The organism is Glaciimonas sp. PAMC28666, from assembly GCF_016917355.1.
Classification (GTDB): Bacteria; Pseudomonadota; Gammaproteobacteria; order Burkholderiales; family Burkholderiaceae_D; genus Glaciimonas.
The window spans coordinates 1,134,436-1,160,411 of record NZ_CP070304.1 but is presented as its reverse complement, the minus strand read 5'-3'; the positions used below and the strand labels follow the sequence as shown (position 1 = coordinate 1,160,411).

At 51.0% G+C, this 25,976-nt stretch carries 23 protein-coding genes; 9 read left to right on the top strand and 14 right to left on the bottom strand.

Features of this window, described 5'->3' with window-relative positions:
• Positions 1-374 precede the first annotated feature (374 nt).
• The 3 genes from JQN73_RS04855 (at position 375) to JQN73_RS04845 (ending at position 4,244) form a co-directional block, all read left to right on the top strand.
• A complete protein-coding gene (locus JQN73_RS04855; protein WP_205322003.1) occupies positions 375-1,229 on the top strand; it encodes an O-antigen ligase in 855 nt (284 codons plus the stop codon).
• The gene (gene msbA / locus JQN73_RS04850) at positions 1,226-2,983 is read left to right on the top strand and encodes a lipid A export permease/ATP-binding protein MsbA (RefSeq protein WP_205322002.1); all 1,758 of its coding nucleotides are present in this window, start codon (positions 1,226-1,228) and stop codon (positions 2,981-2,983) included. The genes JQN73_RS04855 and msbA overlap by 4 nt, the downstream gene beginning before the upstream one ends.
• A gap of 106 nt (positions 2,984-3,089) precedes the next feature.
• Positions 3,090-4,244, top strand: a complete 1,155-nt coding sequence (locus tag JQN73_RS04845) for a glycosyltransferase family 9 protein (RefSeq protein ID WP_205322001.1) — start codon at positions 3,090-3,092, stop codon at positions 4,242-4,244.
• Between the two features lie 36 nt (positions 4,245-4,280).
• Here JQN73_RS04845 and JQN73_RS04840 read toward each other — a convergent pair whose 3' ends face one another.
• The 10 genes from JQN73_RS04840 to JQN73_RS04795 form a co-directional block, all read right to left on the bottom strand.
• Positions 4,281-5,273 (bottom strand): glycosyltransferase family 9 protein, encoded by a 993-nt coding sequence (locus JQN73_RS04840; protein WP_370551315.1) that lies wholly within the window; start codon positions 5,271-5,273, stop codon positions 4,281-4,283.
• Positions 5,274-5,476: 203 nt separating this feature from the next.
• Entirely contained in the window at positions 5,477-6,454 is a 978-nt protein-coding gene (locus tag JQN73_RS04835; RefSeq protein ID WP_205321999.1) for a glycosyltransferase family 8 protein, read from the bottom strand.
• Between the two features lie 17 nt (positions 6,455-6,471).
• A complete protein-coding gene (rng, locus tag JQN73_RS04830) occupies positions 6,472-7,950 on the bottom strand; it encodes a ribonuclease G (protein WP_205321998.1) in 1,479 nt (492 codons plus the stop codon).
• The gene (locus tag JQN73_RS04825; RefSeq protein WP_205323188.1) at positions 7,947-8,567 is read right to left on the bottom strand and encodes a nucleoside triphosphate pyrophosphatase; all 621 of its coding nucleotides are present in this window, start codon (positions 8,565-8,567) and stop codon (positions 7,947-7,949) included. Before JQN73_RS04825 ends, rng begins: the two co-directional genes overlap by 4 nt.
• A gap of 102 nt (positions 8,568-8,669) precedes the next feature.
• Complete coding sequence (gene rlmH, locus JQN73_RS04820; RefSeq protein WP_205321997.1) at positions 8,670-9,140, bottom strand: 23S rRNA (pseudouridine(1915)-N(3))-methyltransferase RlmH; 471 nt, start codon at positions 9,138-9,140, stop codon at positions 8,670-8,672.
• 9 nt (positions 9,141-9,149) lie between these two features.
• Positions 9,150-9,797 carry a ribosome silencing factor gene (rsfS, locus tag JQN73_RS04815; protein ID WP_205321996.1) on the bottom strand — a complete coding sequence of 216 codons (648 nt, stop codon included), beginning with the start codon at positions 9,795-9,797 and terminating at the stop codon, positions 9,150-9,152.
• Entirely contained in the window at positions 9,798-10,466 is a 669-nt protein-coding gene (locus JQN73_RS04810; RefSeq protein ID WP_205321995.1) for a nicotinate-nucleotide adenylyltransferase, read from the bottom strand.
• Between the two features lies 1 nt (position 10,467).
• A complete protein-coding gene (hemF, locus tag JQN73_RS04805; RefSeq protein WP_205321994.1) occupies positions 10,468-11,403 on the bottom strand; it encodes an oxygen-dependent coproporphyrinogen oxidase in 936 nt (311 codons plus the stop codon).
• A gap of 384 nt (positions 11,404-11,787) precedes the next feature.
• Complete coding sequence (gene purD, locus JQN73_RS04800; protein ID WP_205321993.1) at positions 11,788-13,062, bottom strand: phosphoribosylamine--glycine ligase; 1,275 nt, start codon at positions 13,060-13,062, stop codon at positions 11,788-11,790.
• Positions 13,063-13,234: 172 nt separating this feature from the next.
• Entirely contained in the window at positions 13,235-13,963 is a 729-nt protein-coding gene (locus tag JQN73_RS04795; protein WP_205321992.1) for a YebC/PmpR family DNA-binding transcriptional regulator, read from the bottom strand.
• A 101-nt stretch (positions 13,964-14,064) separates the two neighbouring features.
• Between JQN73_RS04795 and JQN73_RS04790 the strand changes: the two genes are divergently transcribed.
• The 5 genes from JQN73_RS04790 (at position 14,065) to JQN73_RS04770 (ending at position 18,842) form a co-directional block, all read left to right on the top strand.
• Positions 14,065-15,585: a helicase HerA-like C-terminal domain-containing protein gene (locus JQN73_RS04790; RefSeq protein ID WP_205321991.1), complete on the top strand. Its 1,521-nt coding sequence runs from the start codon at positions 14,065-14,067 to the stop codon at positions 15,583-15,585.
• Positions 15,586-15,852: 267 nt separating this feature from the next.
• A complete protein-coding gene (locus JQN73_RS04785) occupies positions 15,853-16,764 on the top strand; it encodes a DMT family transporter (RefSeq protein ID WP_205321990.1) in 912 nt (303 codons plus the stop codon).
• A 16-nt stretch (positions 16,765-16,780) separates the two neighbouring features.
• Positions 16,781-17,560 carry an SDR family oxidoreductase gene (locus JQN73_RS04780; protein ID WP_205321989.1) on the top strand — a complete coding sequence of 260 codons (780 nt, stop codon included), beginning with the start codon at positions 16,781-16,783 and terminating at the stop codon, positions 17,558-17,560.
• A gap of 106 nt (positions 17,561-17,666) precedes the next feature.
• Positions 17,667-18,641, top strand: a complete 975-nt coding sequence (locus JQN73_RS04775) for a quinone oxidoreductase (RefSeq protein ID WP_205321988.1) — start codon at positions 17,667-17,669, stop codon at positions 18,639-18,641.
• Positions 18,642-18,662: 21 nt separating this feature from the next.
• Positions 18,663-18,842 carry a hypothetical protein gene (locus tag JQN73_RS04770; protein WP_205323544.1) on the top strand — a complete coding sequence of 60 codons (180 nt, stop codon included), beginning with the start codon at positions 18,663-18,665 and terminating at the stop codon, positions 18,840-18,842.
• A gap of 42 nt (positions 18,843-18,884) precedes the next feature.
• Here the strand turns inward: JQN73_RS04770 and JQN73_RS04765 are convergent, their stop codons facing one another.
• From JQN73_RS04765 to JQN73_RS04750, 4 genes are all read right to left on the bottom strand, one after another.
• A complete protein-coding gene (locus tag JQN73_RS04765) occupies positions 18,885-20,543 on the bottom strand; it encodes an RICIN domain-containing protein (protein ID WP_205321987.1) in 1,659 nt (552 codons plus the stop codon).
• 354 nt (positions 20,544-20,897) lie between these two features.
• Positions 20,898-21,671, bottom strand: coding sequence for a substrate-binding domain-containing protein (locus JQN73_RS04760; protein WP_205323187.1), 774 nt, complete (start codon positions 21,669-21,671; stop codon positions 20,898-20,900).
• A gap of 195 nt (positions 21,672-21,866) precedes the next feature.
• Entirely contained in the window at positions 21,867-22,505 is a 639-nt protein-coding gene (locus JQN73_RS04755; RefSeq protein WP_205321986.1) for a DUF4136 domain-containing protein, read from the bottom strand.
• A 275-nt stretch (positions 22,506-22,780) separates the two neighbouring features.
• The gene (locus JQN73_RS04750) at positions 22,781-23,170 is read right to left on the bottom strand and encodes a hypothetical protein (protein ID WP_205321985.1); all 390 of its coding nucleotides are present in this window, start codon (positions 23,168-23,170) and stop codon (positions 22,781-22,783) included.
• A 62-nt stretch (positions 23,171-23,232) separates the two neighbouring features.
• On the opposite strand from JQN73_RS04750, the gene pepN reads away from it, so the two are divergent.
• On the top strand, positions 23,233-25,965 hold the full coding sequence (gene pepN, locus JQN73_RS04745; protein WP_205321984.1) for an aminopeptidase N: 2,733 nt from the start codon (positions 23,233-23,235) through the stop codon (positions 25,963-25,965).
• Positions 25,966-25,976 lie beyond the last annotated feature (11 nt).

The following is a 25,976-nucleotide window of genomic DNA, read 5'->3' as shown; positions in this document are numbered from 1 at the left end:
CCGTGATGCTTGTTATCACGCTTTTTCCCGCGTTATCAATCGTTCTGCATAATGCAGGCAACGCCTGTTTGTATTTGCTTTTCCTATGCAGCATTGCGGCTTTGATTTGCCGGTTCAAGCCGATGGATACATCCTTTGGGCAACTGTTAAGGCAATACTGGCCGCTTCATCTTGCGATGGCTTCGCTGCTGTTCGCCGTACTAATCAACCAAATTGTCAGCGGCGACTATCAATTCAAGCAATATGACAGAGCGCTCAGACTTGCTGTGTTTGCACCCATTTTTTGGGTGGTACTCAGTGTTCCCCTGCGCTATCTCAAGAATGTTCAATGGGCTTTCATTATCGGCGTCCTGGCAGCGGTGGTAAAAGCTTACATGCTTACTACCGGCGGCATAAACCGCTTTGGAAATATAGGATTTTTATCAACTATTGCATTTTCTAATATTGCGTTGTTACTCGGCAGCATGGCATTAATTTCATTCGGCTGGAACGAACGTCGCGCTAAATGGATATTTGGCCTCAAAGTATTAACGTGTTGTTTAGGGATATATGTCACCTATCTGGCACAAACCAGAGGAAGCTGGATCGCAATTCCCTTTTTTCTGGTGGTCGCATTTTTGTTCTTTAATAATATTCATGTCCGGCACAAGCTGGCGATCGCGGTAATCGCTCTTGTCGTATTAATCAGCATAGGGACATTGAGTAGCAGTGTGCAAAACAGGTTGGAAGATGTCAAGACCGATGTCTCTCTGTACAACGATGGGGCAAATGCTGACACGTCCGTGGGTATTCGGCTGCAGTTATGGAATGCAGCCTGGATTTTATTCAAAGAACATCCGATCGTCGGTATCGGACGAGAGAATTACAGCAGTGGCGTCAATGAGCTGGTCTCCCGTAAGATAGTTAGCCCGGCGGCGGCGGCTTTTGCGCATTCGCATAATGAGATCTTGTTCAATATGGCTATTCTCGGAATATTCGGATTGCTCGCAAGCGTTTCGCTTTATTGTGTACCTGGCTATTATTTTGCTCGCGAGTTCCGGCATGCGGACGAAGATGTAAGAACTGCCGCAGCACTTGGGTTAACGCTATGCATAGGGTTTTTTATATATGGCCTGACCGATCTGATGTTCTTTTGGACTGTACTTGGTGGATTTTACACAATGAGCGTAGCGACGTTTCTTGCCTGCATTATTAAACGAAAAAAAGAACTTGAATCGAATCAACCATGACCGCACCATCGTATTCGACGTATTTCAAACGACTGGCAACATTTCATCGTCCTTATAAAAAACGGTTGGCGCTGGCTTTCCTGGGGATGGTTGTAACCGCAGCGACAGAGCCGCTGGTGGCCTATATTTTTAAAATATTGCTCGATCACGGGTTTGTCGAAAAGCCCACATTCCCATTGTGGATGGTACCGGTTGCAGTGGTCGGCGCCTTTGTGGCACGTGGTGCTTCCACATTTTTGACCACTTACATGACCAACTGGGTGTCTACCAGAGTGCTCAACACATTGCGTCGGCAAATGTTTAGTCGCTTGCTGAACGTGCCGATTGATTTTCACGCGACTTACACGGTGGGGCGCGTGATCAATTCGATCATGTTCGAAGTCCAGCAGATCATTGACATGATCAGCAAGCTCTTTACTTCGATTGTGCGCTGCGTATTGACGGTAATCGGTCTGCTGGCTTACATGCTATATATCAGCTGGAGCTTGACGATAGTCGCATTGGTGCTCATGCCGCTGATGATGGTCGTTGTGCGCACCACCGGAAAACGCCTGAAAAAACTGAATAAAGATGCGTTGAACGTCAATGCGCAACTGACGCAAGTGATTGAAGAGACGACCCGCGCGCAGCAGGTCATCAAGATTTTCGGTGGTCAGGATTACGAAAAAAAGCGCTTCGAGGCGAGCGCCGATCATCTCCGTCAATTCAGTATGCGACTGACCACGACCTTTGCTGCGACGGTGCCGGTGACACAAATCATGACGGCATGCGCGATGTCCGTCATGATCATGATGGCTTTGATTCAGTCCAGCCACAATCAGATTACCGTCGGTGGCTTCATTTCCTTCTTTACCGCGATGATTGCTTTGTTGGCGCCTTTGAAGCAACTGGCAGAAGTAAATGGTCCGTTGCAACGCGGCATGGCGGCGGCGGAAGCGGTATTTACGCTCATTGATAGCCAGGTTGAAAGGTCCGACGGTAAAGAGCTTGATCAGCGTGCGCGGGGCAAGATCGATTTGGTTGATGTGAGTTTTTCGTATCCGGGGCAAGAGGCGAAGGCTTTGGATGGCATTAATCTTAGCGTCGAGCCAGGCGAAACGATTGCATTTGTTGGAATGTCGGGCGGCGGAAAATCGACGCTGGTGAATTTAATACCCGGCTTTTACGCGCTTTCCGCGGGCCAGATTTTGCTGGATGGCGAGCCGATTGAAACCATATCCCTGACGAGTTTGCGCGCGCAAATCGCGATGGTGAGTCAAAACGTAATCCTGTTCGACGATACAATCGCTGCAAACATCGCCTATGGTGACAGCACGCCACATCGAGGGCGGATTGAGGCAGCAGCGAAGGCCGCTTATCTGACGGATATGATCGCGAGTTTGCCAGACGGGCTGGAAACGCAGGTGGGTGATAACGGTTCGCGCCTCTCGGGCGGCCAACGGCAACGCCTGGCAATGGCGCGGGCGATCTACAAGGATGCCCCGATTCTGATTCTGGATGAGGCGACATCAGCGCTGGATAGCGAGTCCGAACGCGCCGTACAAGCCGCACTGGATAAATTAATGGAAGGCCGCACGACGTTTGTGATCGCCCATCGGCTATCCACCATTGAGCGTGCCAGCCGCATTGTGGTGCTCTCATCCGGGCGGATTGTGGAAGTTGGGACGCACGACGAATTACTTGAAAAGCAGGGCGCTTATGCCAATCTGTATCGACTGCAATTTTCCAACGAGGCGGCCAACGTAGAGACGTGATTGTTGCCCTGCGGGCTATCCGGTATTGGGTCGATATTTGCTCGATCGACGTTCGATTAACGCATTCGACTGCACCTTAAATCCATCTACGCGAGTTCAAAATTTTATGGTGACACAGCTGGTTCCAAGCGACGTATTAAAAAAAGCGGACAAGATTCTGTTCATCGCCCATCTCGCTCTGGGCGATTTCACTTATCTTCAGAACTGTTTTCGGTCGTTTTCAGAGGCTTATCCTCATATCAAAATCCATATCTGGATTGATGAAGTGCGCCGCACCAATCGCCCGGAGAGCTGGGTTTATCTAAAAAAATATGCATTGTACGATTGGGTCGCGGCGTGTCCGTTTGTGGCCAAGCTTTACAATCAAACCTACAGTCCGCCGTTATTTCAGCAATCGATAAAAGAAGCCCAGTTAGAAGCCTATCCGCTCGTAGTGTCGCTTTCAACGTTGCGGCCGCCGCTGTACGCATCGCTCGCGCGTGAAATCAGCCCACAAGGTTTTGTCGTAGGCATGAAAAAATCGGCGAGTCTTTTTGCGGTGCATAAACATCTGGCATATCGTAAATTGGATGCAGCCCTTGATCCGGATGCCGCATCGCGCCCGGGATTGCATATCAGCGATATTTATGCGAGCTGGTTCGAACGCTTGTTTGGGTTTGTTACATTACCCTCCGCGCGTTTGCCTTTTGTTCAAATTCCTGATCGATGGACTGACTACGCGAAGCAACAATTACGCGAATGGGGATTTGCGCGGGAAAGCGGAGCCACCAGCACCGCGCCAGAACTGAAGCAGCAATCCAAGCAGCAATCAAAGTTGGTCTTCATCAACCCCTACGCAAAAACCAAGAAGCGCTGCTGGCCTCTCGAGCGTGTAATGGAACTGGCGACTGCCATCAGGGAGCGAGATGGCTGGCACGATACCGCCATTGTGGTGAACGTGGTCCCTGAGGAAATGGATGCTGCCAAAACGTTTTTCGATCACCAAAAATTGGATCGTTTCCAACTGTTTAGCGCGCAGGAGAATTTCTTCCAGCTACCGGCAATACTACATGAGTGCGATTTGATCATCTCAGTGGAAACGGCAGTGATGCATTTGGCGAACGCCGTGCATGTGCCGGTGATCGCATTGATGCGCCAAAAAAATCCTGAGTGGGCACCCATCGACAAGGCCAACAGCATTGTCGTAACGGCGCTTAATCGCAGGGATTGGGTAAAGGCGATTACCGTTAATCAGGTGATCGCCGTTTTTCCCGATGCCTGATTGCAGGCTACCGGAATGCGCTGAATGAGGTGAAGTTCAGCGCATTGCCGGGACTGCTTCCGGGTTTGCTTCCCCATACCAACCCAGGACTATCCGGGCGACAGAGTGCGGAGCGATCTTCTGCATGCAGGCGCACTGGGCTGCGTCGATGTCTTTACATCCGGTGCAATCGGTGGGGATGCATAAACTTTGTGCGTGCGTCCCTACTGGCGCCCATCTTCCCGGATGCATGGGGCGGATCGGTGGAAACAAGCCGAGCGTGCGTTGCCCGATTGCCGCAGAAATATGCAGGGGACCTGTGCCGCTGGCGATAAGACCGTCCGCCGCTTTAATGAAAGACGTTAAGACGTCAAGCGTGAAGCGGCCGCAAACATTACTTACGTTGGGTAACTTCAACAGTTCTGCCGCGTTTTCCGCCAGCCACGCGCCTTCAGCGGCGCTGCCGGTCAGCCATAACTGTATATCTTTGTGCGCGCTGAGTTCTTTCGCGAGCGTGACATAATGTGCAATCGGCCATTCACGACCGTGCCCATTGGACTTGGTGTGGATAATCAGGTTGAACGGATGTTGCGCCAAAAGGCTGTTCACTTCTTCGTTATCGGGAATGTCAAAGTCATAAAGCGATGCGATTTCAGTCAGGTCGGGAATCGTTTTCAGACCAAAAGGGCGCAGAAATTCAAAATTGAATTGCGCCTCATGATGTTCCGAATTTCCCTTTTTGAAGCGCACGCGGCGATTGCAATAAAATAATTGGTAAAGCTTTTGACGGGCATTTCCAATGCGATTTGGGACTTTGGCCTTGAATGCCAGCTTCGCCAGAAGCTGGACCGGTTGGGCAATGATAATAGTATCAACGCCAGCCTGAGCAAAATAGGCGGTGGGGTCAGCCAGGAAACTTTCCAGTTCCACGACCTCGTCAACGCTGCGACAATGTCTTACGACCGGTGCCGCATAAGCCCGACAAAGAAAACTTATTTTAATCGAGGGAAATTGCTGCTTCAGGCGAGCAGCAATGGGTAGCGTTAGCATGACATCACCGATGTTGTCAGTGCGGCATATTAAAATGTGTGCGCTTGTTATTGCCATTTGTAATCGATGTATGACGTAATTGGAAAACCCACAGCAGCATCAAATGCGCTGGTTGCTTGCCGCCTACCTAAGGTTAATAATGGTTTGGTCGCGTTCTTCGCTGGATTGTCCGCTGTGCTTCCCGCTTCTGTTAATTGCGTATACTAGCGCGCTGCAAGATATTTCATATACCACCTGAAGCTATTGAAGACCTGTCCTCGTTTCATCAGGAAGCGCGAGAACATGCGCATCTCTTTATAATTTCTCGGCTCCGGGTCCAAGGCGATATCGGCCCACGGCGAGAGCTTGTGATATTTGATGAAGAGGTCGGTTGATGCATGCAGACACCAGTCGTTCCAAGGCTTCACGGCGCCAGCGAAATGGATAAAGCCAATCGGGCCAATATCCCGCATCTGCCTTTTGTCTTTCTCAAGATCGTGAATCAGGTCGTAAAGAAAATTCCATTTTCTGTCGGTGTACTTAATTTTTCCTTCAAGCACCACATTGAGTGCATCCTGATCGGGAAATCTGTAATTTTTACCGTTTTCTAAAATCGAATGAATGGTCTTTTCGGTGATCTCTTGGGCCATCCACTGATCGACATTCATATACATCACGCCGGAGTTGAAATAACGTTGTGATGAAAGATGCAGCGCAGCGCAACGCCTGCGTGTGGTCTCATCCGCGTCCGGAACAACGATTGCAGCGCTGTCACCGAAATCCAGTTGCATCAGCTCAACGATGCTTCCCAAGCACAAAATATCGGCATCCAGATACAGGACTTTATCCGTGATGCCTTGCAACGTTGACGGAATCAACAGACGCGTGAAGATCGTCGGAGAATAGTATGAAAATTGTGAGATGTGCGCAAACGGCTTAAAAATATCGGGGTCAATAATATGAATGTGCGTTGCCACGCCATATTTGACCGTCAGCCGATTGAAGCGTTGGCGGTTATCTTCAGAAATCGAAAATCCAAAAACGTGGAACGTGAAATCAACTCCGGGATTGTTGTCGATGATCGACGTGATCGTTGCCCCCATGCTGCGACAGTAATGGTCGTCGACACAGAAGGCTATATGAAAAGAGCGTGGCGTTGACTCATCAGAGGGCTGAGAAAGATCGTCTAGAGCTGGATGCATTGAACTGTCCTGGAAGCTTACATCAAAATAATGTCGTACTGCTCTTGCGGGTAAACTGTTTCTACCTGCAATGAAATCGGCTTGGAGATGAAATCGCCAAGCATCGCCAAATGCTGCGACTCTTCCTCAAGAAACATATCTACCACTGCTTGTGATGCGAGAATGCGGAATTCACGCGGGTTGAATTGCTTTGCTTCGCGCAGCACTTCTCGCAAGATTTCGTAGCACAGGGTACGCGCAGTTTTAACCTGCCCTTTACCATTGCAGACCGAGCAGGTTTCGCACAGAATGTGTGCCAGCGATTCGCGTGTGCGTTTGCGTGTCATTTCCACCAAACCGAGCGCTGAAAAATCAGAAACAGATTTTTTGGTACGGTCACGCAATAACGCTTTGTTGAGTTCGGATAGGACCGCCGTCTTATGTTCAACATTTTCCATGTCGATAAAGTCGAGAATAATGATGCCACCCAAGTTGCGTAATCGCAGCTGTCGAGCGATGGCGTGGGCCGCTTCCAGATTCGTCTTGAAGATGGTGTCGTCAAAGTTGCGACCATTGACGAAGCTGCCCGTGTTGACATCGATCGTGGTCATTGCCTCAGTCTGATCGACGATCAGATAGCCGCCCGATTTAAGCGGTACGCGTCGACTCAATGCGTTCAGAATTTCTTCTTCCACGCCGTACAGGTCAAACAATGGTCGCTCGCCGGTGTAGTGGATCAGGCGTGCATTGACGGATGGCGTATAGGTCGCTGCAAACTGTTGCAGCTTCTGAAAATTTTCACGCGAGTCGACTTGAATACTCGTGGTTTTATCATCGACAAAATCACGCAGTACGCGTTGCGCCAGGCTGAGATCCTGATGTAATAACGTTGGAGCGGGGCGGCTCTTGGCCAATTGCGTGATCGAAGACCAGGTTTTGCGAAGGTATTCGATATCCATCTGCAGATCGGTATCGGAAGCATCCTCAGCCATGGTGCGGATGATGAAGCCGCCTTTTTCCTCAGGAGGTAGCAATTGCTGGACTTTGGTCCGCAATAGATCTCGCTCTGCCTCGTTCTCAATGCGTTGAGAAATGCCAATGTGGCTATCTTGCGGCAGGTACACCAGCATCCGCCCGGCGATCGAAATTTGCGTGGATAACCGCGCGCCCTTGGTGCCGATCGGGTCTTTGACGACCTGTACCATCAGCGGTTGCCCGTCGAATAACAACTTTTCAATTGGCATCGGTATCGTCGGCTGATTTTCCGTTGGTGGCAACCCACGTGCTCTGGCTTCCCATATATCGGCGACGTGCAAAAAGGCCGCCCGCTCCAGTCCGATATCGATAAACGCCGATTGCATGCCAGGTAAAACACGCACAACTTTACCTAAATAGACATTCCCGGCGAGCCCGCGCGATAAGGTTCGTTCAATATGTAACTCCTGGACAGCACCCTGGAAAATCAGTGCCACACGGGTTTCTTGCGGGGTGATGTTGACTAGTATATCTTCGCTCATAGAATATCGATCCCTGCCTGTTGTAGTAGTTGAGCGGTCTCAAAAAGGGGCAAGCCCATAATGCCGGAATGGCTGCCATTGATGCGTTTGATGAAGACGGCAGCGAAGCCCTGAATTCCATAGCCACCGGCCTTGTCATAAGGTTCGGCAGTGGCGCAATAGGTGCGGATCATGTTATCGCTCAGGGTTTGAAAAGTAACTTCGGATGCGTTGGTGACTTGCCAGAATTGCAGTTCATGCATGACAACGACACTGGTTAACACCTGATGTGTACGGCCGGAAAGTTGCTGTAACATCTGCGCCGCTTCTGCGGCGTTGGCAGGTTTTCCCAATATACGACTATCGATGGTGACGGTAGTATCTGCGGAGAGGATCGGCCGCGTCGGCAATTTTCGCCACTGCATGGTCTTTAGCGCAAACGCGGCTTTCTCCATCGTCACGCGCTCTACGTAAGCGGTTGGCTGCTCGTTGGCAAACACTTCCTCGCTGACATCTGGTCCGCGCTCGGTGTGCTCGCGTAATAATAGCAGTTCGAAATCGACGCCGATCTGGCGTAAAAGCGCACGTCTGCGCGGACTTTTCGATGCAAGATAAATTTTCTGGTTCCAGATTTTCATTGCTTGGGCACTAGAAATTTTCAAGTTGACCTGCTAAGTCAGGTAGCCTAATTTACCTCATTTTTGGTCGAACTCATACCTGCCGGACTAAGATCCGGTCAACTAAATCCGATGATAGGGATGATTTTGGGTAATCGACCAGGCGCGATAAAGCTGTTCGGCAAGGAGTACTCGCACCATGCCGTGCGGCAAGGTCAAACTGGAGATGCGAAGCAGCGTGTCGGCTTTTGCTTTAAACACCGGATCAAGGCCATCAGCACCGCCAATAATGAAAGCAACGTCGCGGCCATCCTGCTGCCATTGCGTCAGATGTTGCGATAGTTGCACAGAGGTCAGGTCTTTACCATGCTCGTCCAAAGCCACGATACGGACGCCTTTCGGCAGCACCGCTTCGATTCGAGCGCGCTCGAGCGCCATGGCAGTCTCTGCCGTTTTACTGCCGGAGCGTTCAATTGGCTTGATTTCTTTGAGGACGATCCTGCAATCCGGCGGCATGCGCTTGGCATACTCGCCGAATCCAGTCTCAATCCAGGCCGGCATTTTATGTCCGACCGCAGCGATAATAAGCTGCACGGTAGTGAATTAAGCTTCTTCTTTTGGTTTAGCTGGCGCACGTTTGGCCGTTGTTGGCGCTTTTCTTGCTGGCGCTTTCTTCGGTGTAGTGGCTGCTTTGTGCGCGGCGTTTTTGGTCGTGACGCTTTTCGACGAAGCTACCTTGATGGTTTTGCCGACTGCTTTTTTGGCATCGGTTTTTACCGGCTTCTTGCGTGCGGGTGCTCTTGTCGGTGCATCTACTTCTGGCGCCAGCGCTTGTGACGTGGTCAGATGACGAGAAACCTTTTTCGCCGCTGCGTTATCTTCAGCGTCGGCAAGTTTCGTTACCCGTTTAGCAGCACCAAACTTGACTTCTTTTTCGCCCCAAATTTCTTCCAGACGATAATACGCACGAATTGCCGGTTGCATGATGTGAACCACCATGTCACCCAGGTCGACCAACACCCATTCGCCAGTACCTTCGCCTTCAACGCTTAAAATATTGCCGCCGTTTTCCTTGACCTTGTCACGTACCGACGCGGCAAGCGCTTTGGTTTGACGATTGGAGGTACCGGATGCGACCACGATGCGATCAAACAGGCTGGTCAGATGGGAGGTATCAAATACGCGAATTTCTTGCGCTTTGACATCTTCGAGAGCATCAATGACGAGGCTTTGCAGTTTTTTGATTTCCATTTAATTCTTATAAAGATGGTGTTGTTCAATATAGTCTAGCACTACCGCTGGAATCAGCGAATCTGGTCTTTTGCCAGAGTGCAATGCAGCACGAATGTTTGTTGCTGATATATCTACAAATAGGTTCTCCGCCAGATAGGTCAATCCGTGCGGACTCTGGCGAATCTGCTCGGGGGTCGCTGCGCGGCGCGTAAATTCGCGCGTGACCTCGGGCGGTACCTGTGATGCATCCAACGCAAAGCCGGGCCGGGACGCTACTCCCAGATGCGCATAATTGAACAGTTTGTCCCAACCCTGCCAAGTATTCAGATGTTGTAACTGGTCAGCACCCATCAAAAATATAATGGATGCTTCCGGACCCAGTTCAGTCCGTAACGATTGCAACGTATCGATTGTGAAAGTCGCCGTTTGTCGTTCGATTTCTTGCTGGTCTATGACGACCTCGACGGCTTGGTCGCTGAAAGCGCGCCGTACCATTTCTACCCGATCCACGGCGCTCGCTTCTAAGCCGTGCTTTTGCCAGGGATTACCTGTCGGGATGACGCGTAAGAGGTCTGGTGCCAACAATGTGACAAAATACCGGGCCAGGGCGACATGACCGTTATGAACCGGATCAAAACTACCGCCCAAAACCGCGACGCAACAACGTGAAGGCTGATCGGGACGCATGTCAAACCCAGTCTCGATGAATCAGGAAGTCGGAATATAACCTGGCTTCAGGGCTTCCTGCGGCCGGGGTCCAGTTGTAACGCCATTTAACCACTGGCGGCATCGACATCAGGATCGATTCGGTACGGCCACCGGATTGCAACCCGAACAAAGTGCCGCGATCATACACTAGATTGAATTCAACATAGCGTCCGCGACGATAAGCTTGAAAATCGCGCTGCTGTTCTGTGAACGAAATTTCTTTGTTATTTTCTAAAATCGGCCGGTACGCCGGAATGAAAGCGTTGCCAACACTCTGCATCATAGCGAAGCTTTGTGCGAAGCCGAGCTGATTGAAATCGTCAAAGAAAATACCCCCCACGCCACGTGGTTCCTGGCGATGTTTTAAATAAAAATAGTCATCGCACCATTTCTTGAAACGCGGGTATAAGGCGCGATCCGAAGTTTTATCGGCATCGGTATCGAATGGCATCAGGGCGTCGCGACAAGTGCGATGAAAGTGACGCGTATCCTGCTCGGAGCCGTAATAGGGCGTCAGGTCGAGCCCACCGCCAAACCACCAGATTGGTTCCTGGCCCTCTGCCGTGGCGGTAAAAAACCGCACGTTCATGTGAATCGTCGGTACATGTGGATTCCGCGGGTGCATGACCAGCGACACTCCCATGGCCTCCCATTGGCGGCCAGCGAGTTCAGGACGACTGGCAGTGGCTGAGGGCGGAAGTGTTTTTCCCATAACGTGCGAAAAGCCGACGCCGCCACGCTCAAACACATTGCCTTCCTCGATGATGCGCGAAATACCGCCGCCCCCTTCAGGGCGCTCCCAACTATCGGTGCCGAACGGCTTACCGTCGATACTTTCCATGGCAGCCACAATGCGGGCCTGGAGATCCAGCAAGTAAGCTTTAACCGCCGATGGGGACGGAATAATTGATGTCATTACGTTAATGGGCAAGGAATGCACAAATTGCAAAAAAATCGCGCATCGTTGTGCGCGCATCTTAGTATTTACGGGGTAACCGGGATTGTACCTTGCCGGGACGGTCCTTGATAGCGGAATGGCAAAGGATGAACGATTCCAGACGCTTATCGGCGTCTATCGATAGCAATTGGTACAAATTGACGCTGCCTCAACCCTGCTGCCGATATAAGTTATAAAAAGAATACTTCCCGGGTGAATATTCGGTAGTTCGGCGCTTGATTCCCGGACAACACTGAAGTCAGCGTCGTGAAAATTCCCCTATTGGCCTGTTTCGGGGAATTTCACCTGTTTGCCTTGGCTTCGATCGCCGATTGCAGCCATTGTCCGTTATCCCTGCTATTTTTATCCCGGGCGTTTTATTGCCCGCCAACCAATATCCCGGCGGAATTGGGCGCCGCTGAAATGGATCGTGTCAACGATGTTGTAGGCGTGTTTCTGGGCGACCTTAACGCTATCACCCAATCCGACTACGCATAACACACGGCCGCCAGAAGTGGTTAATCGGTTGCCCGTCAGCGTGGTCCCAGCGTGGAAAGTCACTGTGTCGGCGTTCTCAGGTGGGATACCAGAAATCAGATCGTCGCTGCGTGGCGCATCGGGATACCCCGCCGCCGCCATGACAACCCCCAACGCAGTGCGACGATCCCACTCCAGTTCAATGGTGTCGAGCGTATTGTTGACCGCATGCTCCATTACCATCAGCAGATCGGTTTTAAGACGCGCCATGATGGGTTGGGTTTCAGGATCGCCCATCCGGCAATTGAACTCGATCGTCTTCGGATTTCCTTTGTCGTCAATCATTAAACCGGCGTATAAAAAGCCGGTAAATGGATTGCCTTCCTTGGCCATTCCCTGAATGGTTGGCGTGATGATATCGCGCATGACGCGCGCATGTACGGCGGGGGTGACAATAGGTGCTGGCGAATAGGCTCCCATGCCGCCAGTATTTGGCCCCTGATCGTTATCTTTTAAGCGTTTATGATCCTGGCTCGTGGCAAGGGCAAGGATATTGCGGCCATCGACCATGACGATAAAACTGGCCTCTTCGCCAGTCAGGAAATCTTCGATGACAACACTGGAGCCAGCGGCACCGAATTTGTTGTCAGCCAGCATCATGTCCACTGCGGCATGTGCTTCTTCTGGTGTCATCGCAACGACTACGCCTTTCCCTGCAGCAAGACCATCGGCTTTGATCACAATTGGCGCGCCTTTTTGGTCGAGGTAGCGATGCGCCGCTTCTACATCCGTGAAGGTTTGGTAATCAGCAGTCGGAATCTTATAGCGCTGCATGAAAGCTTTGGCAAAATCCTTGGAGCTTTCGAGTTGCGCTGCTTCTTTGGTTGGCCCAAAAATTTTAAGGCCACGGTCGCGAAAGACGTTCACGATCCCGCCAGCCAGAGGGGTTTCCGGTCCGACGACAGTTAAAGCGATGTGCTCTTTTTCAACAAAGTCTGCCAGCTCCGAATAGTCGGTAATATTGACATTTTCCAGGCGAGAATCAAGAGCGGTGCCGCCATTGCCAGGCGCAAGAAAGACAGTTTGGATGCGAGGTGATTGGGCGATTTTCCACGCCAGTGCATGTTCACGGCCACCAGAGCCAACGACGAGAATTTTCATAAGTGTCCGGTTTTACTCATTTATTGCTAATTTGGTTGCCAACAGGCGCGCCGCCAAATGGTTGTAAAAGTAGTTTTAGATAAGGGTTTTTAGTAGTTGGAAGAAGTGATGACAAACGGCCTATGTCGTTGCAATCACTACAATCCCTTCCCGCAATAACCCTTTTGCCCTGTTAATGGTCTTCAATGATTGCATTGCTAAATACTTCCTGAACATCATCCAGATTTTCCAGCGCATCCAGCAGCTTTTGCATTTTGGCGGCATCTTCGCCCGCAAACATGGTTTCGATCGCTGGTTTCATGATGATTTCCGCCATTTCCGCTTTAAAGCCCGCTTTTTCTAGTGCCGATTTCACGACCGAAAACTCGAACGGCGCACACAAGACTTCGATTCCGCCTTCTTCATCGGTGATGACGTCGTCCGCGCCAGCTTCCAGCGCCGCTTCCATCAATGCATCCTCGTTGGTACCGGGCGCGAAGAGGAATTGACCGCAATGTTTGAACATAAAGGCGACGGAACCTTCCGTCCCCATATTGCCGCCATTCTTCAAAAATGCATGGCGGACCTCGGCCACGGTGCGAATTTTGTTGTCAGTCATGCACTCTACGATGATGGCTGCGCCATTGATGCCATAGCCTTCGTAGCGCACTTCTTCGTAGTTGACACCATCCAGCTCACCCGCGCCACGCTGAGTTGCGCGGACGACGTTATCCTTGGGCATGTTGGCATCGCCCGCCTTGTCGACGGCAAGGCGTAAGCGCGGATTGGTGTCGGGATCGCTGCCGCCCATGCGGGCAGCGACGGTGATTTCTTTGATCAAGCGGGTCCAGACTTTGCCGCGTTTGGCATCGGTGGCTGCCTTTTTATGCTTGATATTGGCCCATTTACTGTGTCCCGCCATGATGGTTCTTTCTTGCTGTAGTTAGCTATAATTAAGCAGCATTTTATCATAATGCGCTCTTTCAAAAATCGACTTTACCGTCGTTCAGGCCAAACAAAACCATGCTAAATCCACTTCTGATTGCCAAAAATACGCAACATGCGCTGACCTTGTTGCCTGCGATGGCGAGCCGCCATGGCTGCATCACCGGCGCAACCGGGACCGGAAAGACGGTAACGCTGCAAGTATTGGCGCAAGCGCTATCCGATATCGGCGTACCGGTGTTTATGGCCGACGTGAAAGGTGATTTGTCTGGCATCGCCATGGCGGGGACCTCATCGGTAAAACTCACCGAGCGCCTGGCAACATTGGGCCTGGATGCGCCGCAATGGGCCGCCGCTCCCGTGACGTTTTGGGATGTGTTCGGCCAGCAAGGCCATCCCATTCGGGCCACGATCTCCGACCTCGGGCCGCTATTGTTGGCGCGCATGCTCAATCTGAATGATACCCAGCAAGGCGTGCTGCAACTGGCGTTCAAGATCGCTGACGATAATGGTCTTTTATTGCTCGACACCAAGGATTTACGCGCAATGTTGCGGCATGTCGGTGACAATGCCGCCGTCTTCAAAACCGAATACGGGAATATTTCTGCGGCCAGCATTGGCGCCATTCAGCGCGGATTGATCGGTATAGAAGAACAGGGTGGCGAGTCGTTTTTCGGTGAGCCCATGCTGAATATCGATGATTTGTTGCAAACCGATGGCGCAGGTAAAGGAATAGTGAATATTTTGGCGGCCGATAAGTTAATGCAGTCGCCGCGGTTGTATTCAACTTTTCTCCTATGGTTGCTGTCGGAGCTGTATGAACAACTTCCTGAAGTTGGCGATCTGGATAAGCCGAAGCTAGTATTCTTTTTTGATGAGGCCCATTTGCTATTTGCCGAAGCGCCCAAACCGCTGCTTCAAAAAATTGAACAAGTGGTGCGTCTGATCCGCTCAAAAGGCGTTGGCGTCTATTTTGTGACGCAAAACCCATTGGATATTCCCGATACTGTGCTGGGCCAGCTCGGCAATCGCGTCCAGCACGCGCTACGTGCCTATACGCCGCGCGATCAAAAAGCGGTCCAGGCCGCCGCAGATACGTTCCGTGCTAATCCCGATCTCAATACAGCGCAGGTTATCAGCGAGCTTGGGGTTGGCGAGGCATTGGTATCGTTCCTAGATGAAAAAGGGCGTCCGACGATCGTTGAGCGTGCTTATATTCTGCCACCGGCATCGCACATCGGACCGATTTCGCAGGAAGAGCGCCAACAGTTAATCGCTGCTTCCATCGTCGCCGGTGTGTACGAGACCGCGATTGATCGCGAGTCAGCGTATGAAAAGCTGATGGGGCGTATCGCAGCGCCGTCGACCGATGGCGCAACCGCCCCCACGACGCCCCCCACCGCTGGCGGCTCCTGGAGCGATACGCTGGGTAGCATCTTAAGTGGAAAAAGCGGTGGAAAAAGCGGTGAAAAAAGCGCCAGTGCAGGTCGGGATTCGATTGTTGAGACCGTTGTGAAGTCCGCTGCCAGAACCATGGGTTCGCAATTGGGGCGACAAATTATCAGGGGCATACTTGGGTCAATTTTCAAAGGAAAGTGATCAAGCGCGCTGATTCGCAAGCGACCGCTCCTGAAAAAATTGCGTGTGTCGAATGCAACAATCAGGCAGCGCTTTGCGCAAGTGCTTTAAACTAATGTTATGGCGTAGCGCTGATTGATTCGCTTCGCCCTTCCATGAGGGCGGAAGAGGGCATAGCGAACCGCTTAGCAACGCCAGCAGTTGTAGCAGTTACGATAGCCTGGTCGATCATGGAGCTCAAATCGCCCTAGCAAAACGCAATTTATCTATACCCTTTACAATCCCATTATGACCTCTATACCGTTGCCGTCAGTTGACCGCAAGATTTACCTTACCGGGCTGGCCATTGGCATAATCGGTGCCGTTCTTTTTTCCGCCAAAGCGATAGTGGCAAAACTGATTTATCGATACGACGTTGATGCCGTGACGTTGATTATGTTTCGAATGCTGTTTGCGTTTCCGCTGTTTCTAGCGGTAGCGTTATGGAAGGCGAAGACCGCAGCACCGCTGGCGAACGCCGACCGAATACGTATCGTCATATTGGGATTGGTTGGCTATTACCTATCGAGCTTTCTCGATTTTTTGGGTTTGCAGTACATATCAGCGGGGCTGGAACGCTTGATTTTGTTTTTGACGCCGTCGTTTGTTTTATTGCTGTCGTTTTTCTTTTATCAGCGACGGGTCACGTTGTTGGAGTGGGGCGCTTTAGGACTTTCTTATTTGGGCACGGTGCTGGTGTTTTTACATGATGTCCGACTCGGAGGTCCTGACATCGGTTTGGGTAGCGCATTGGTGCTTGGCGCGGCGATTAGTTATTCGTTTTATCTGTTGCTGTCGGGGGAGTTGGTCAGCCGTGTCGGCGCTTTAAGACTGGTCGCTTACGCCATGTGCATTTCGTGCATTGCTTGCGTCGTGCAATTCCTTTTGCTGCGTCCTATTTCGATGATAGCGCAACCGACCGGGGTGTATGGCCTGTCTCTGATCAATGCGCTGTTTTGCACAGTATTGCCGGTATTTTTGACAATGATTGCAGTGGCACGAATTGGTGCCGCGAGTTCGGCACAGGCTGGTATGGTTGGACCTGTTTCTACCCTGTTTTTGGGCGCGCTCATATTGAATGAGCCCATCACCAGCATTCAACTGGCGGGCACAGGTTTGGTATTAACCGGCATTTATCTGATTTCCAAAAAGAAGGTTTAAAAAAGGAAGTTTAAAAATGGATCTGGGAATTCGTGGCAAACAGGCGCTGGTGTGTGGTGCCAGCAAAGGATTAGGACGTGGATGTGCTGAAGCGTTAGCGGCCGATGGCGTCAATTTGGTATTGGTCGCACGGACCGCCGCAACGCTGGAGCAGACGGCGCAAGAGCTACGCGACGCCTACGGTGTTGCTGTGATTGCAGTTGCCTGTGACATCACTACTATAGAGGGACGGGCGTTAGCGTTGGCAGCATGCCCGCAGCCGGATATCTTAGTGACCAATGCTGGCGGACCCCCAATGGGCGATTTCCGCGATTGGCAGCGGGACGACTGGATCAAGGCGCTTGATGCCAATATGCTGACGCCGATTGAATTAATAAAAGCCACCGTGGATGGCATGATCGCACGCGGCTTTGGTCGCATCGTGAACATTACATCGAGTTCGGTGAAAGCCCCGATTGATGTCCTTGGGCTCTCTAACGGTGCGCGCTCGGGATTGACCGGATTTGTGGCCGGCATTGCGCGCAAGACCGTCGCCCACAACGTGACCATCAATAATTTATTGCCGGGCGCGTTTGACACGGATCGCTTGCGATCAATGCAAGCCGCTTCTGCTTCTGCGAACGGGACCAGCATTGAACAAGTGCAACAGGCAAGGGCTGCACAGATACCGGCAAAGCGGTTTGGAACGGCGCCGGAATTTGGAGCAATGTGCGCATTTATGTGCAGCGCGCATGCAGGATATTTAACCGGCCAGAATATCCTGCTGGACGGTGGCGCCTACCCCGGTACCTTTTAATTGGTGCCAATTAGCCCATTATAGTTATTAGTCATGAGTTATTGGTCACGAGTTATTAGCATCACATCTATCAACAAAGAATTGTTTATTTTGAAGCGAGAAAATAATGGTTAAAGCAATCGTAATCAGTAAGACCGGTGGTCCAGAGGTGATGGAGTATGTTGACGTTGAAGTTGGCGAGCCGGGAGCCGGCGAAGTTCGGATTCGACACGCTGCAATCGGCGTGAATTTTATTGACGTCTATTTCCGCATCGGCTTATATCCACAACCGTTACCGAGCGGTTTAGGACAAGAGGGCGCTGGCGTAATCGAGGCAGTCGGCCTGGGAGTATTAGGGTTTAAACCCGGTGATCGCGTGGCTTACGCGGGGCGTCCAAATGGCTCCTACTCTGAGGTTCGCCTGATGCCTGCAGCAATGCTGGTCAAATTGCCTGATGCGATTTCATTCGATATTGCCGCTGCTGCCCTGTTGCAAGGCTTGACCGTGCAGTATTTGTTCAGACGGACCTTTCCGGTTAAAGAGGGTGACACCATCCTGTTTCATGCTGCCGCAGGCGGTGTTGGTCTGATCGCCGCGCAATGGGCGCGTGCGCTGGGTGTAAATATGATCGGCACGGTCAGCTCGGATGAAAAAAAGGCGTTGGCATTGGCCGCAGGTTGCACGCACGTGATTAATTCGAAGACCGAGAATATCGTCGAGCGGGTTAAGGAATTTACTCATGGCAAAGGCGTTCCAGTGGTGTTCGACTCCATCGGCAAGGATACCTTTATCGATTCGCTGGATTGTTTGTCGCCACTTGGAACAATGGTCAGCTTCGGAAGTTCGTCTGGAACAGTGCCACCGTTTAGCTTAAATGAACTGGCCTCGCGAGGTTCGTTGTCCATTACACGGCCATCACTGCCGCATTACATCGGAACGCGCGCCGATCTCGATGCCGCCGCCGCCGATTTATTCCAGATGATTACCAGCAAAAAAATTATAATCGACATCAATCAGCGTTATGCTCTTAGTGATGTCGCACAGGCACACATGGATCTGGAGGCGCGCAAAACGACCGGCTCCACCATCCTGATTCCTTAATTTTTTATACCGAAACAATCGATGAGTGAAAAAAATGAACACCCGGAGGCGATCAATGAAGACAATCCGATGGGCCACCCCGAAGAGCAGCCAACCGGCACCGACGGCACGCCCAAATTTGGGCGCCTGCTGATCGTGCTGATACTGATGGTGATTTTAATCGGATTTATCACCTTTGCCAGCGAGTGGCTGTATAGTTAATTGGCCTCTAGCCTCTAGCCTCTAGCCTCTAGCCTCTAGCCTCTAGTCTCGGTTCCTGGTCTCAACCCTTGCTGGATGCTCGACCCACACACAGTTTAAGGGTTGATCTCCCCAGTTGTCCCAATCGCAGTGCCAGTCCCCGCTTTCTCCGTCCACCGGAATGGAGGGGACTGATTCTTCTTGTAAAATCCAATCGATGTTTTTTGGTGGATAATCGCTGTAAGTAGTCTGCAGAACTACTTTGTTGTTCTCGTAATTAACGCCAAGGTAGTTTCCGCCGCTGTTTTTCATCCGAACGATATTGGGATCATTCTTTTGGCGTGTGAAAGTGAAGTCCATGCCGTATTCCTTTTCCCCGTAACATGGCCGCAATTCAGAGTCGTCGCCCGTTCCGGAGGCTGCCAAACACAAACCCGCAGCATTTTGTGCGAGCAGGCTGAAAAAATCATCATTTTTCTTTAGGAGCTTCCACTTCTGGTTCAATCTGCCGTGCTCATCCGCCATCCCGACCTTTATCTCTTCGATCCCCGGGGAGCCGTGAACATCTAGCACCTGGCCTGTATTTACATTCTTAATGACAAATTGAACGACGCCAGAGTTCAGGATGGACTGGTGCCAATGCGCATTAATATTTTTACGATTTTGATCGCTGTATTTGTAGCAATTCCCACGTAGATCATGCGGCGCATTATGCATAATCGTCTCACACGGCCAGCCATTATTCTGTACTTCTGCATCGGCCGGATCGCCGCCAATCATCTGACCAATTGATTTTGCCGGCTTTTGATAATTGGTTAAGTTCGCGATTCCAAATCTTGATCCTATATTAGGATCTTTGTCGTGACTGGTATGCGGCGGGTTCTCCGTGAGTAAAAGAAATTTTGACTGGTAAGCAGGGAGACCGTGGGTCCACGCCGAAATCTTCGGTTCGAATATAGTATGCAAGTTAAAACCATATTTATCTTGATAATCGATATCCGTCACGCCGGTTACATTCCGTCTAAAGTTAATCAATATATGTTGAACATTTGGTATATTTTCTAAAATTTCTTTAGTCCACCAGGTAAAATAATCGGCGTATATAACGCCCGACGATTTACTGACATCATCGTGAATCGCCACGTTGATCATTAAAGCGTGATCGGGCATAGCGACCATTTGTGCAGGAGCCAGCGAGTCGTGATGTTGGCTGGTTATCTTCGGAATCTTTATGTCTTCGTCAACGGCTTTCGCGTCTATGGATTGTTGCGCCGCCGTTTGGTCGGCGGTATCCGATGGTTTCTCATCGGGCAGAGTGGTCACCCTCATCGCGCCTTCCATATCAGCGCTAATCAACGACATGTGGTCTCCCGCTATTACAAATACCGCGGGACGGCCATCCTGTTCGCCGCTGTATGTCTTTATATCCTGCTCAACACTTTGATACTGAACGTGTACATCCAACGGTTTATTAATAGCTATTGTTTGTATTTTTCCGTTTATCTCTGTGGAAAAATAAACGCCTTTAAACGCAGGTTTAGTTAAAGAATTTCTCCTCAGTGACGGCTCCGGGTTCGCCAAGTCAAGTAAATTAACCTGTAAGTAATGCGCCACGTTAGCGGGGTCGATAAAGGAAGCCGCTTGCGAAAGCGGGAGATAACATATTCCGAAGGTCGTAATAATGATGAGAAGCAGGAGCTTAAGATAATATTTAATTTTCATGATGCGTTACTTTAATGATGTGAGTTGCGTCGCATCATAAAGTCTAATCACGTATCAAATTTTGATTTACTTATTACAGGAGTGAAAAAAGAGGATTCTTATTCTGAAATAAGATTTATCTTATTAGCGGTGAAAGTTAGTCTTTATTCTTTATGGAATAATTCTTAAGTATCCCGCCGATACGGCGGCGCCATCAATTTTTCGATGATCTGAGATTGATGGCATGCGCGGGTGTTTGGTTTTACAAAGCTGGGAAATTTTGTTTGCTTGCAGCCAGATTAAGGCAACGTGTCCCCAAGGCGCAATGTCCTCTGTATATTGGAAGGCACAGCCACGCTGCGGTATTCCGAGGCATTATTTCGGATCCAGGCCGCTCTTGATTATTTCGGCGCGCGCCTCGGACGACGCTAGATAGCGAATGAGTGCGCGGGCCGCATCAGGATGTCTGGCACCGACCGGAATACCAGCCGAAAAAACTGTGACGCTTTGCACCTGCTCCGGGATCTTGGCGACGAAATCGATGCCTTTGACCGGAAGAATTTCGCTCACCTGCTGGAAGCCGAGTTGGTATTCGCCACTGGCCACCAGCTGACCAACCGGGGTTTTCTGAATCATGTGGGCTTTTGGCTTAACTTGTTCTTCAATTCCCAGTTTTTTGAAGAGTTCGCGCTCAATATAAACGCCGCTCGCACTGTCGGAGTAAGCGATCGACTGCGCATGGAGCATGGCCGACTTCAATGCTTCCACTGTGCTGATGTCCGGCTTCGGGCTACCGGCTTTTACCGCCATACCGATGCGGGAATCGGCCAGATCGACGCGGCTGTCCGGCTCCACTTTGCCCTGCTTAATCAGGTCCCCCAACGCATAACCGACCATGATTACCACGTCGGCAGGCTCGCCGCGTTTGAGGCGGTTGGGAATGGCCTCGGGAGCTTCGCCCATCGACGGCCCCCATGCGGTTGAAAGGGTATGCCCGGTGGCGGCTTCGAATTTGGGTTTTAACGCCAGGTAGGCCGCAGTAAAACCACCTGAATTCATGACGTTGATCTCGTCGGCTTGCGTTGTGGCTGTGCACAACGCAAGACTGAGCGCGCTGAGAGCGAACAGGCGGGGTATGAATTGTTTGATACGCACGATCTTTGTCTCCTGCTTTAATTAACCTCTGCCGGGTTTGGCGAGTAATTATCGCGGAGCTGATTCACAAAGTAAAACGTCAATATTCTTTTTCGCGATTCGTTCGATGCGTTGATTGGAAATGCTTTGTTGCCGAGTACGGAAGCAGCCTCATGGTGGCGATCTTGGCGGACCTACTGTGTCGAGTAATTATTTGTTGCCGTCGATTTTTAAAGTGACCAGTCGTGTAACGCCGCTCTGGCCGGGAAAGTCGCTAAACGCACTGCGGATTAAATAAGGCATCACCATCGGCAACGAGCGCATTTTGCCCTCGCTGACGACCGTGACGTCATACAATTTTTTGGCGTCGGCGGTGCGTGCGATACCCACATTCACACGGCGCGCAAACACCTGAAAATTCAACTCGCGCTGGGCCACGATCGGGGTGCCATACCAGAATGGATCGTTAAAGGGGCCATAGAACCCGCGATAACCCCAACCCGGTCCGTAAAATGGAGAACCATAAAAGCCTGGATCAATGGCGACAGGTTCGACCACACGCACATCGCGAGCGGTTACGCCATACGATAACGTGACCCCCAATTCGGCCTTTGCACCGTTCGCAGATTGCGTAAAGCCTAGCCGGACCAGCTCCTGGCTGACGAGATTTTCATAGTTGCGATATTCGAGATTATTATTTTGCTCTGCTGAATGGGTGAAGGTGAATGATTTGTCGGTCAGATTGGCAGGCCATTCGTTGAATGCTGTGACGTCGCTGCGGATAACAGAAGCGCAACCGGATAACAGCAAACACATCATTCCAATGCAAAAAACTGAATAGCGTTTCATGGTTTTCCTCGATATGCCGGAATGGCAGAATGTGCCCCGCCCAGCGATGACGTCGGGACGGACTCTTGATAGAGTACGATGTTGCCGTAGAGTTCATCCTTTTAAAAGAAACGTGCGTCGCCAACGCTTTGCATGGCGCAGCGTTGCAGCGATTCAGACGATTAATCTTTAACCATCACAATAATCTCTTTGATTGCTTCGGGAATGATTTTATTTGACTTTCAGTATGATTGCGGCCACCGCCAAGGAAAAAATGCTCAGGCAGGAAGCCGCGATCAGGTAGTAACCCGGAGCAACGGAGTCCCTGTTATCTTGATCAGGAAAATGGAGATGGCAGGCGCAAATCCGCCGAATACGCTAACGCCGACGCTGTAACTGATAGACATACCCGTGACACGCGCTTCAACAGGAAAGATGTTGACATGATCGATGTTAGCGGCGAGAAATACAAAGCATTCGCCAGTATCGTTGCGGGATTGCGCATCAGGCCGCCCCAGTTTCCAGAGTGCAAGCTGCCGCCGCCTGTTTTGAACCTGGCCGGCACTTGCGCAACACTGCTCTACACTATTTTCTGGAAGTTGCTCGCTCAGGCACTTTAAGGGAGCAGCACCTGTCTGGCGCGACCAATCTGGCTTCGCTAACGGCGTGTTACCGCCAAAATCCATGGAGATTTTCCGGTTGCTTGGTAGAATCGTGCTTTCTACGACTTTCTTTGCTCCCACATCCTATGCGCAACACTACGACAGCAACGCCAAATACGATCTATCGTAAAGACTACACGGCTCCCTCCTACTGGGTTGATACGGTAGAGTTGGGCTTCGATCTTGATCCTGCTTCGACGCGGGTTGCAGCCCGCATAGAGATGCGTCGGAATGCTGAGAGTCTCGATAAAGCCATTGTATTGGTCGGTGAGGAATTGGAACTGGTCGCCCTTCGGTTGAACGGAAAAAAGTTAAAATCCAGCCAGTATCAGCTCGAAGGAGGCACGCTGCGAATTCCGCTGGCGCCAGCCAGGGTCGTTCTTGAAATCGAAACCGTCACGCAACCGAATAAAAATACTTCGTTGATGGGCCTGTATGTTTCGAATGGCAATTTCTTTACCCAATGCGAAGCCGAGGGCTTTCGCAAGATCACCTACTTTCCGGATCGACCGGACGTGATGGCCAAGTATACGGTCATGCTGCGGGCCGACAAGAAGAAGTACCCGGTTCTGCTATCAAATGGTAATTTGATCGAAAAGGGCGATTTGGGTGATGGTCGCCATTATGCAAAGTGGGAAGATCCGTTCAAAAAACCATCTTATCTATTTGCTCTGGTTGCGGGAAAGTTGGTCTGCCAGCAAGAAAAATATACACTAAAATTCGGTCGGAAAGTGCTGTTGCAGGTATGGGTCGAAAAAGGCAACCTGGACAAGACCCAGCACGCAATGGACTCGTTAAAAAATAGTATTCGCTGGGACGAAGAGCGCTTTGGTCTGGAATTGGATCTGGATCGTTTCATGATCGTTGCGGTTGGCGATTTTAATATGGGTGCGATGGAAAATAAGGGTTTGAATATTTTCAACACCAAATTTGTCCTCGCCAATCCTCATTTGGCGACCGATGTAGATTACGCCAATATTGAAGCGGTTGTCGGACACGAATATTTTCATAACTGGACTGGAAACCGTGTCACGTGTCGTGACTGGTTTCAACTGTCGCTTAAAGAAGGTCTGACGGTGTTTCGTGATCAGGAATTCTCGGCCGATATGGTCGGCACCGATAGCGGCCGGGCGGTGAAACGTATTGACGACGTAAGGGTGTTGCGCCAGGCGCAATTTCCCGAAGACGCTGGCCCGATGGCGCATTCTGTGCGGCCGGATGCATATGTCGAAATTAACAATTTTTACACCGTCACGATTTACGAAAAAGGTGCAGAAGTTGTTCGTATGTACCAAACGCTGCTGGGTCGAGATGGATTCAGAAAAGGCATGGATCTGTACTTCAAGCGTCACGATGGACAAGCCGTGGCGTGCGACGATTTTCGTGCCGCTATGGTGGACGCCAACGGTCGTGACCTCACCCAGTTTGAACGTTGGTACAGCCAGGCCGGAACGCCGCGGTTACAGGTAAAAACACATTACGATCCGATTAAAAAAATCTTTGATGTGACGTTGGCACAGTCCTGTTTGCCGACGCCGGGTCAAAAGAAAAAATTACCATTTCATATTCCGGTGGCAATTGGTTTACTAGACCAAAACGGCCGCGATATGCCGTTGCGGCTGAAAGGCGAGAGCAAGCTTGCTGCGTCAGACTTGCCGACCGAAATCACGCGTGTTCTTGAGTTGACCAAAGCCCAGCAAACCTTCCGTTTTATTGATGTCGCGGAGCAACCGGTACCATCGATTCTGCGTAATTTTTCTGCGCCGGTGGTGATGGAGTTCGACTACACGGATGCTGAGTTGGCCTTCTTGCTGGCGCATGACAGTGATCCATTCAACCGGTGGGAAGCCGGGCAGCGTTTGGCAACACGGAGCTTGCTAACGTTGACCGCTGCGGCAACAGCGGCGGCAACAGCAGCGTCCGATACCGCAGCTGGCCCCAAGTTAAACGAAGTGCTGGGCGGCGCAGGATCGAATAGCGACGCCCTCAGTGAAGCCATGCGGATCATTCTGAACGACACAACGCTGGATGCCGCGTTCCGCGAACTGGCGATGACCTTGCCGTCCGAATCGGTGCTCGCAGAGCAAACTACTGTCATCGATCCGCAGGCAATTCATGCAGCACGTCAATTTTTGCGCTCTGCTCTGGCGCAGACGTTGAACAGTGACTTGTTGGCGGCGTACCACGCCAATCAAACACCGGGCACCTATAGCGCTGATGCGCTGTCCGCCGGTCAGCGCGCGTTGAAAAATGTTGCGCTGTCCTATCTGATGGAAGAAGACAATGCGGCGGCGCATGCATTGGCGCAGCAACAGTATGACGCGGCGACCAACATGACCGATCGTTTCGCTGCGTTACTTGTACTCACCAACAGCAGTGCTCCGGGTAAAGCTGTAGCGCTGGCGAAGTTTTACACTGATTTTGCACAAGAGGCATTGGTCATCGACAAGTGGTTTGCGTTGCAAGCCACAGCGCGTACCTGTGACGTCGATGCGGTCCGCGCATTACTTGAACACCCAGCCTTCACGCTTAACAATCCAAATCGCGCACGTAGTCTGATTTTCAGCTTCTGCAACGGCAATCCAGTCAATTTTCATGCTATTGACGGCAGCGGTTATGCATTCTGGGCGGACCAGGTGATTGCTCTCAATAAAGTGAATCCCCAGGTGGCAGCCCGCTTGGCCCGGTCACTTGATCGTTGGACCAAATATGCCCCAGCAGTTCAGGAAAAAATGCGCAACGCGTTAGAGCGTATCGCCGCAACACCAGATTTGTCCAAAGATGTGCTGGAAGTCATCTCCAAAGCACTTGCTCATTAATATTTTAGGAA

What these genes read in the sequence shown, in the direction of transcription:
- JQN73_RS04855 (WP_205322003.1), top strand. Translation starts at nt 375, where the DNA reads ATGCTTACTACCGGCGGCATAAACCGCTTTGGAAATATAGGATTTTTA.
- msbA (WP_205322002.1), top strand. Translation starts at nt 1,226, where the DNA reads ATGACCGCACCATCGTATTCGACGTATTTCAAACGACTGGCAACATTT.
- JQN73_RS04845 (WP_205322001.1), top strand. Translation starts at nt 3,090, where the DNA reads ATGGTGACACAGCTGGTTCCAAGCGACGTATTAAAAAAAGCGGACAAG.
- JQN73_RS04840 (WP_370551315.1), bottom strand. Translation starts at nt 5,273, where the DNA reads ATGCTAACGCTACCCATTGCTGCTCGCCTGAAGCAGCAATTTCCCTCG.
- JQN73_RS04835 (WP_205321999.1), bottom strand. Translation starts at nt 6,454, where the DNA reads ATGCATCCAGCTCTAGACGATCTTTCTCAGCCCTCTGATGAGTCAACG.
- rng (WP_205321998.1), bottom strand. Translation starts at nt 7,950, where the DNA reads ATGAGCGAAGATATACTAGTCAACATCACCCCGCAAGAAACCCGTGTG.
- JQN73_RS04825 (WP_205323188.1), bottom strand. Translation starts at nt 8,567, where the DNA reads ATGAAAATCTGGAACCAGAAAATTTATCTTGCATCGAAAAGTCCGCGC.
- rsfS (WP_205321996.1), bottom strand. Translation starts at nt 9,797, where the DNA reads ATGGAAATCAAAAAACTGCAAAGCCTCGTCATTGATGCTCTCGAAGAT.
- JQN73_RS04810 (WP_205321995.1), bottom strand. Translation starts at nt 10,466, where the DNA reads ATGCGTCCCGATCAGCCTTCACGTTGTTGCGTCGCGGTTTTGGGCGGT.
- hemF (WP_205321994.1), bottom strand. Translation starts at nt 11,403, where the DNA reads ATGACATCAATTATTCCGTCCCCATCGGCGGTTAAAGCTTACTTGCTG.
- purD (WP_205321993.1), bottom strand. Translation starts at nt 13,062, where the DNA reads ATGAAAATTCTCGTCGTTGGCTCTGGTGGCCGTGAACATGCACTGGCG.
- JQN73_RS04795 (WP_205321992.1), bottom strand. Translation starts at nt 13,963, where the DNA reads ATGGCGGGACACAGTAAATGGGCCAATATCAAGCATAAAAAGGCAGCC.
- JQN73_RS04790 (WP_205321991.1), top strand. Translation starts at nt 14,065, where the DNA reads ATGCTAAATCCACTTCTGATTGCCAAAAATACGCAACATGCGCTGACC.
- JQN73_RS04785 (WP_205321990.1), top strand. Translation starts at nt 15,853, where the DNA reads ATGACCTCTATACCGTTGCCGTCAGTTGACCGCAAGATTTACCTTACC.
- JQN73_RS04780 (WP_205321989.1), top strand. Translation starts at nt 16,781, where the DNA reads ATGGATCTGGGAATTCGTGGCAAACAGGCGCTGGTGTGTGGTGCCAGC.
- JQN73_RS04775 (WP_205321988.1), top strand. Translation starts at nt 17,667, where the DNA reads ATGGTTAAAGCAATCGTAATCAGTAAGACCGGTGGTCCAGAGGTGATG.
- JQN73_RS04770 (WP_205323544.1), top strand. Translation starts at nt 18,663, where the DNA reads ATGAGTGAAAAAAATGAACACCCGGAGGCGATCAATGAAGACAATCCG.
- JQN73_RS04765 (WP_205321987.1), bottom strand. Translation starts at nt 20,543, where the DNA reads ATGAAAATTAAATATTATCTTAAGCTCCTGCTTCTCATCATTATTACG.
- JQN73_RS04755 (WP_205321986.1), bottom strand. Translation starts at nt 22,505, where the DNA reads ATGAAACGCTATTCAGTTTTTTGCATTGGAATGATGTGTTTGCTGTTA.
- JQN73_RS04750 (WP_205321985.1), bottom strand. Translation starts at nt 23,170, where the DNA reads ATGGATTTTGGCGGTAACACGCCGTTAGCGAAGCCAGATTGGTCGCGC.
- pepN (WP_205321984.1), top strand. Translation starts at nt 23,233, where the DNA reads ATGCGCAACACTACGACAGCAACGCCAAATACGATCTATCGTAAAGAC.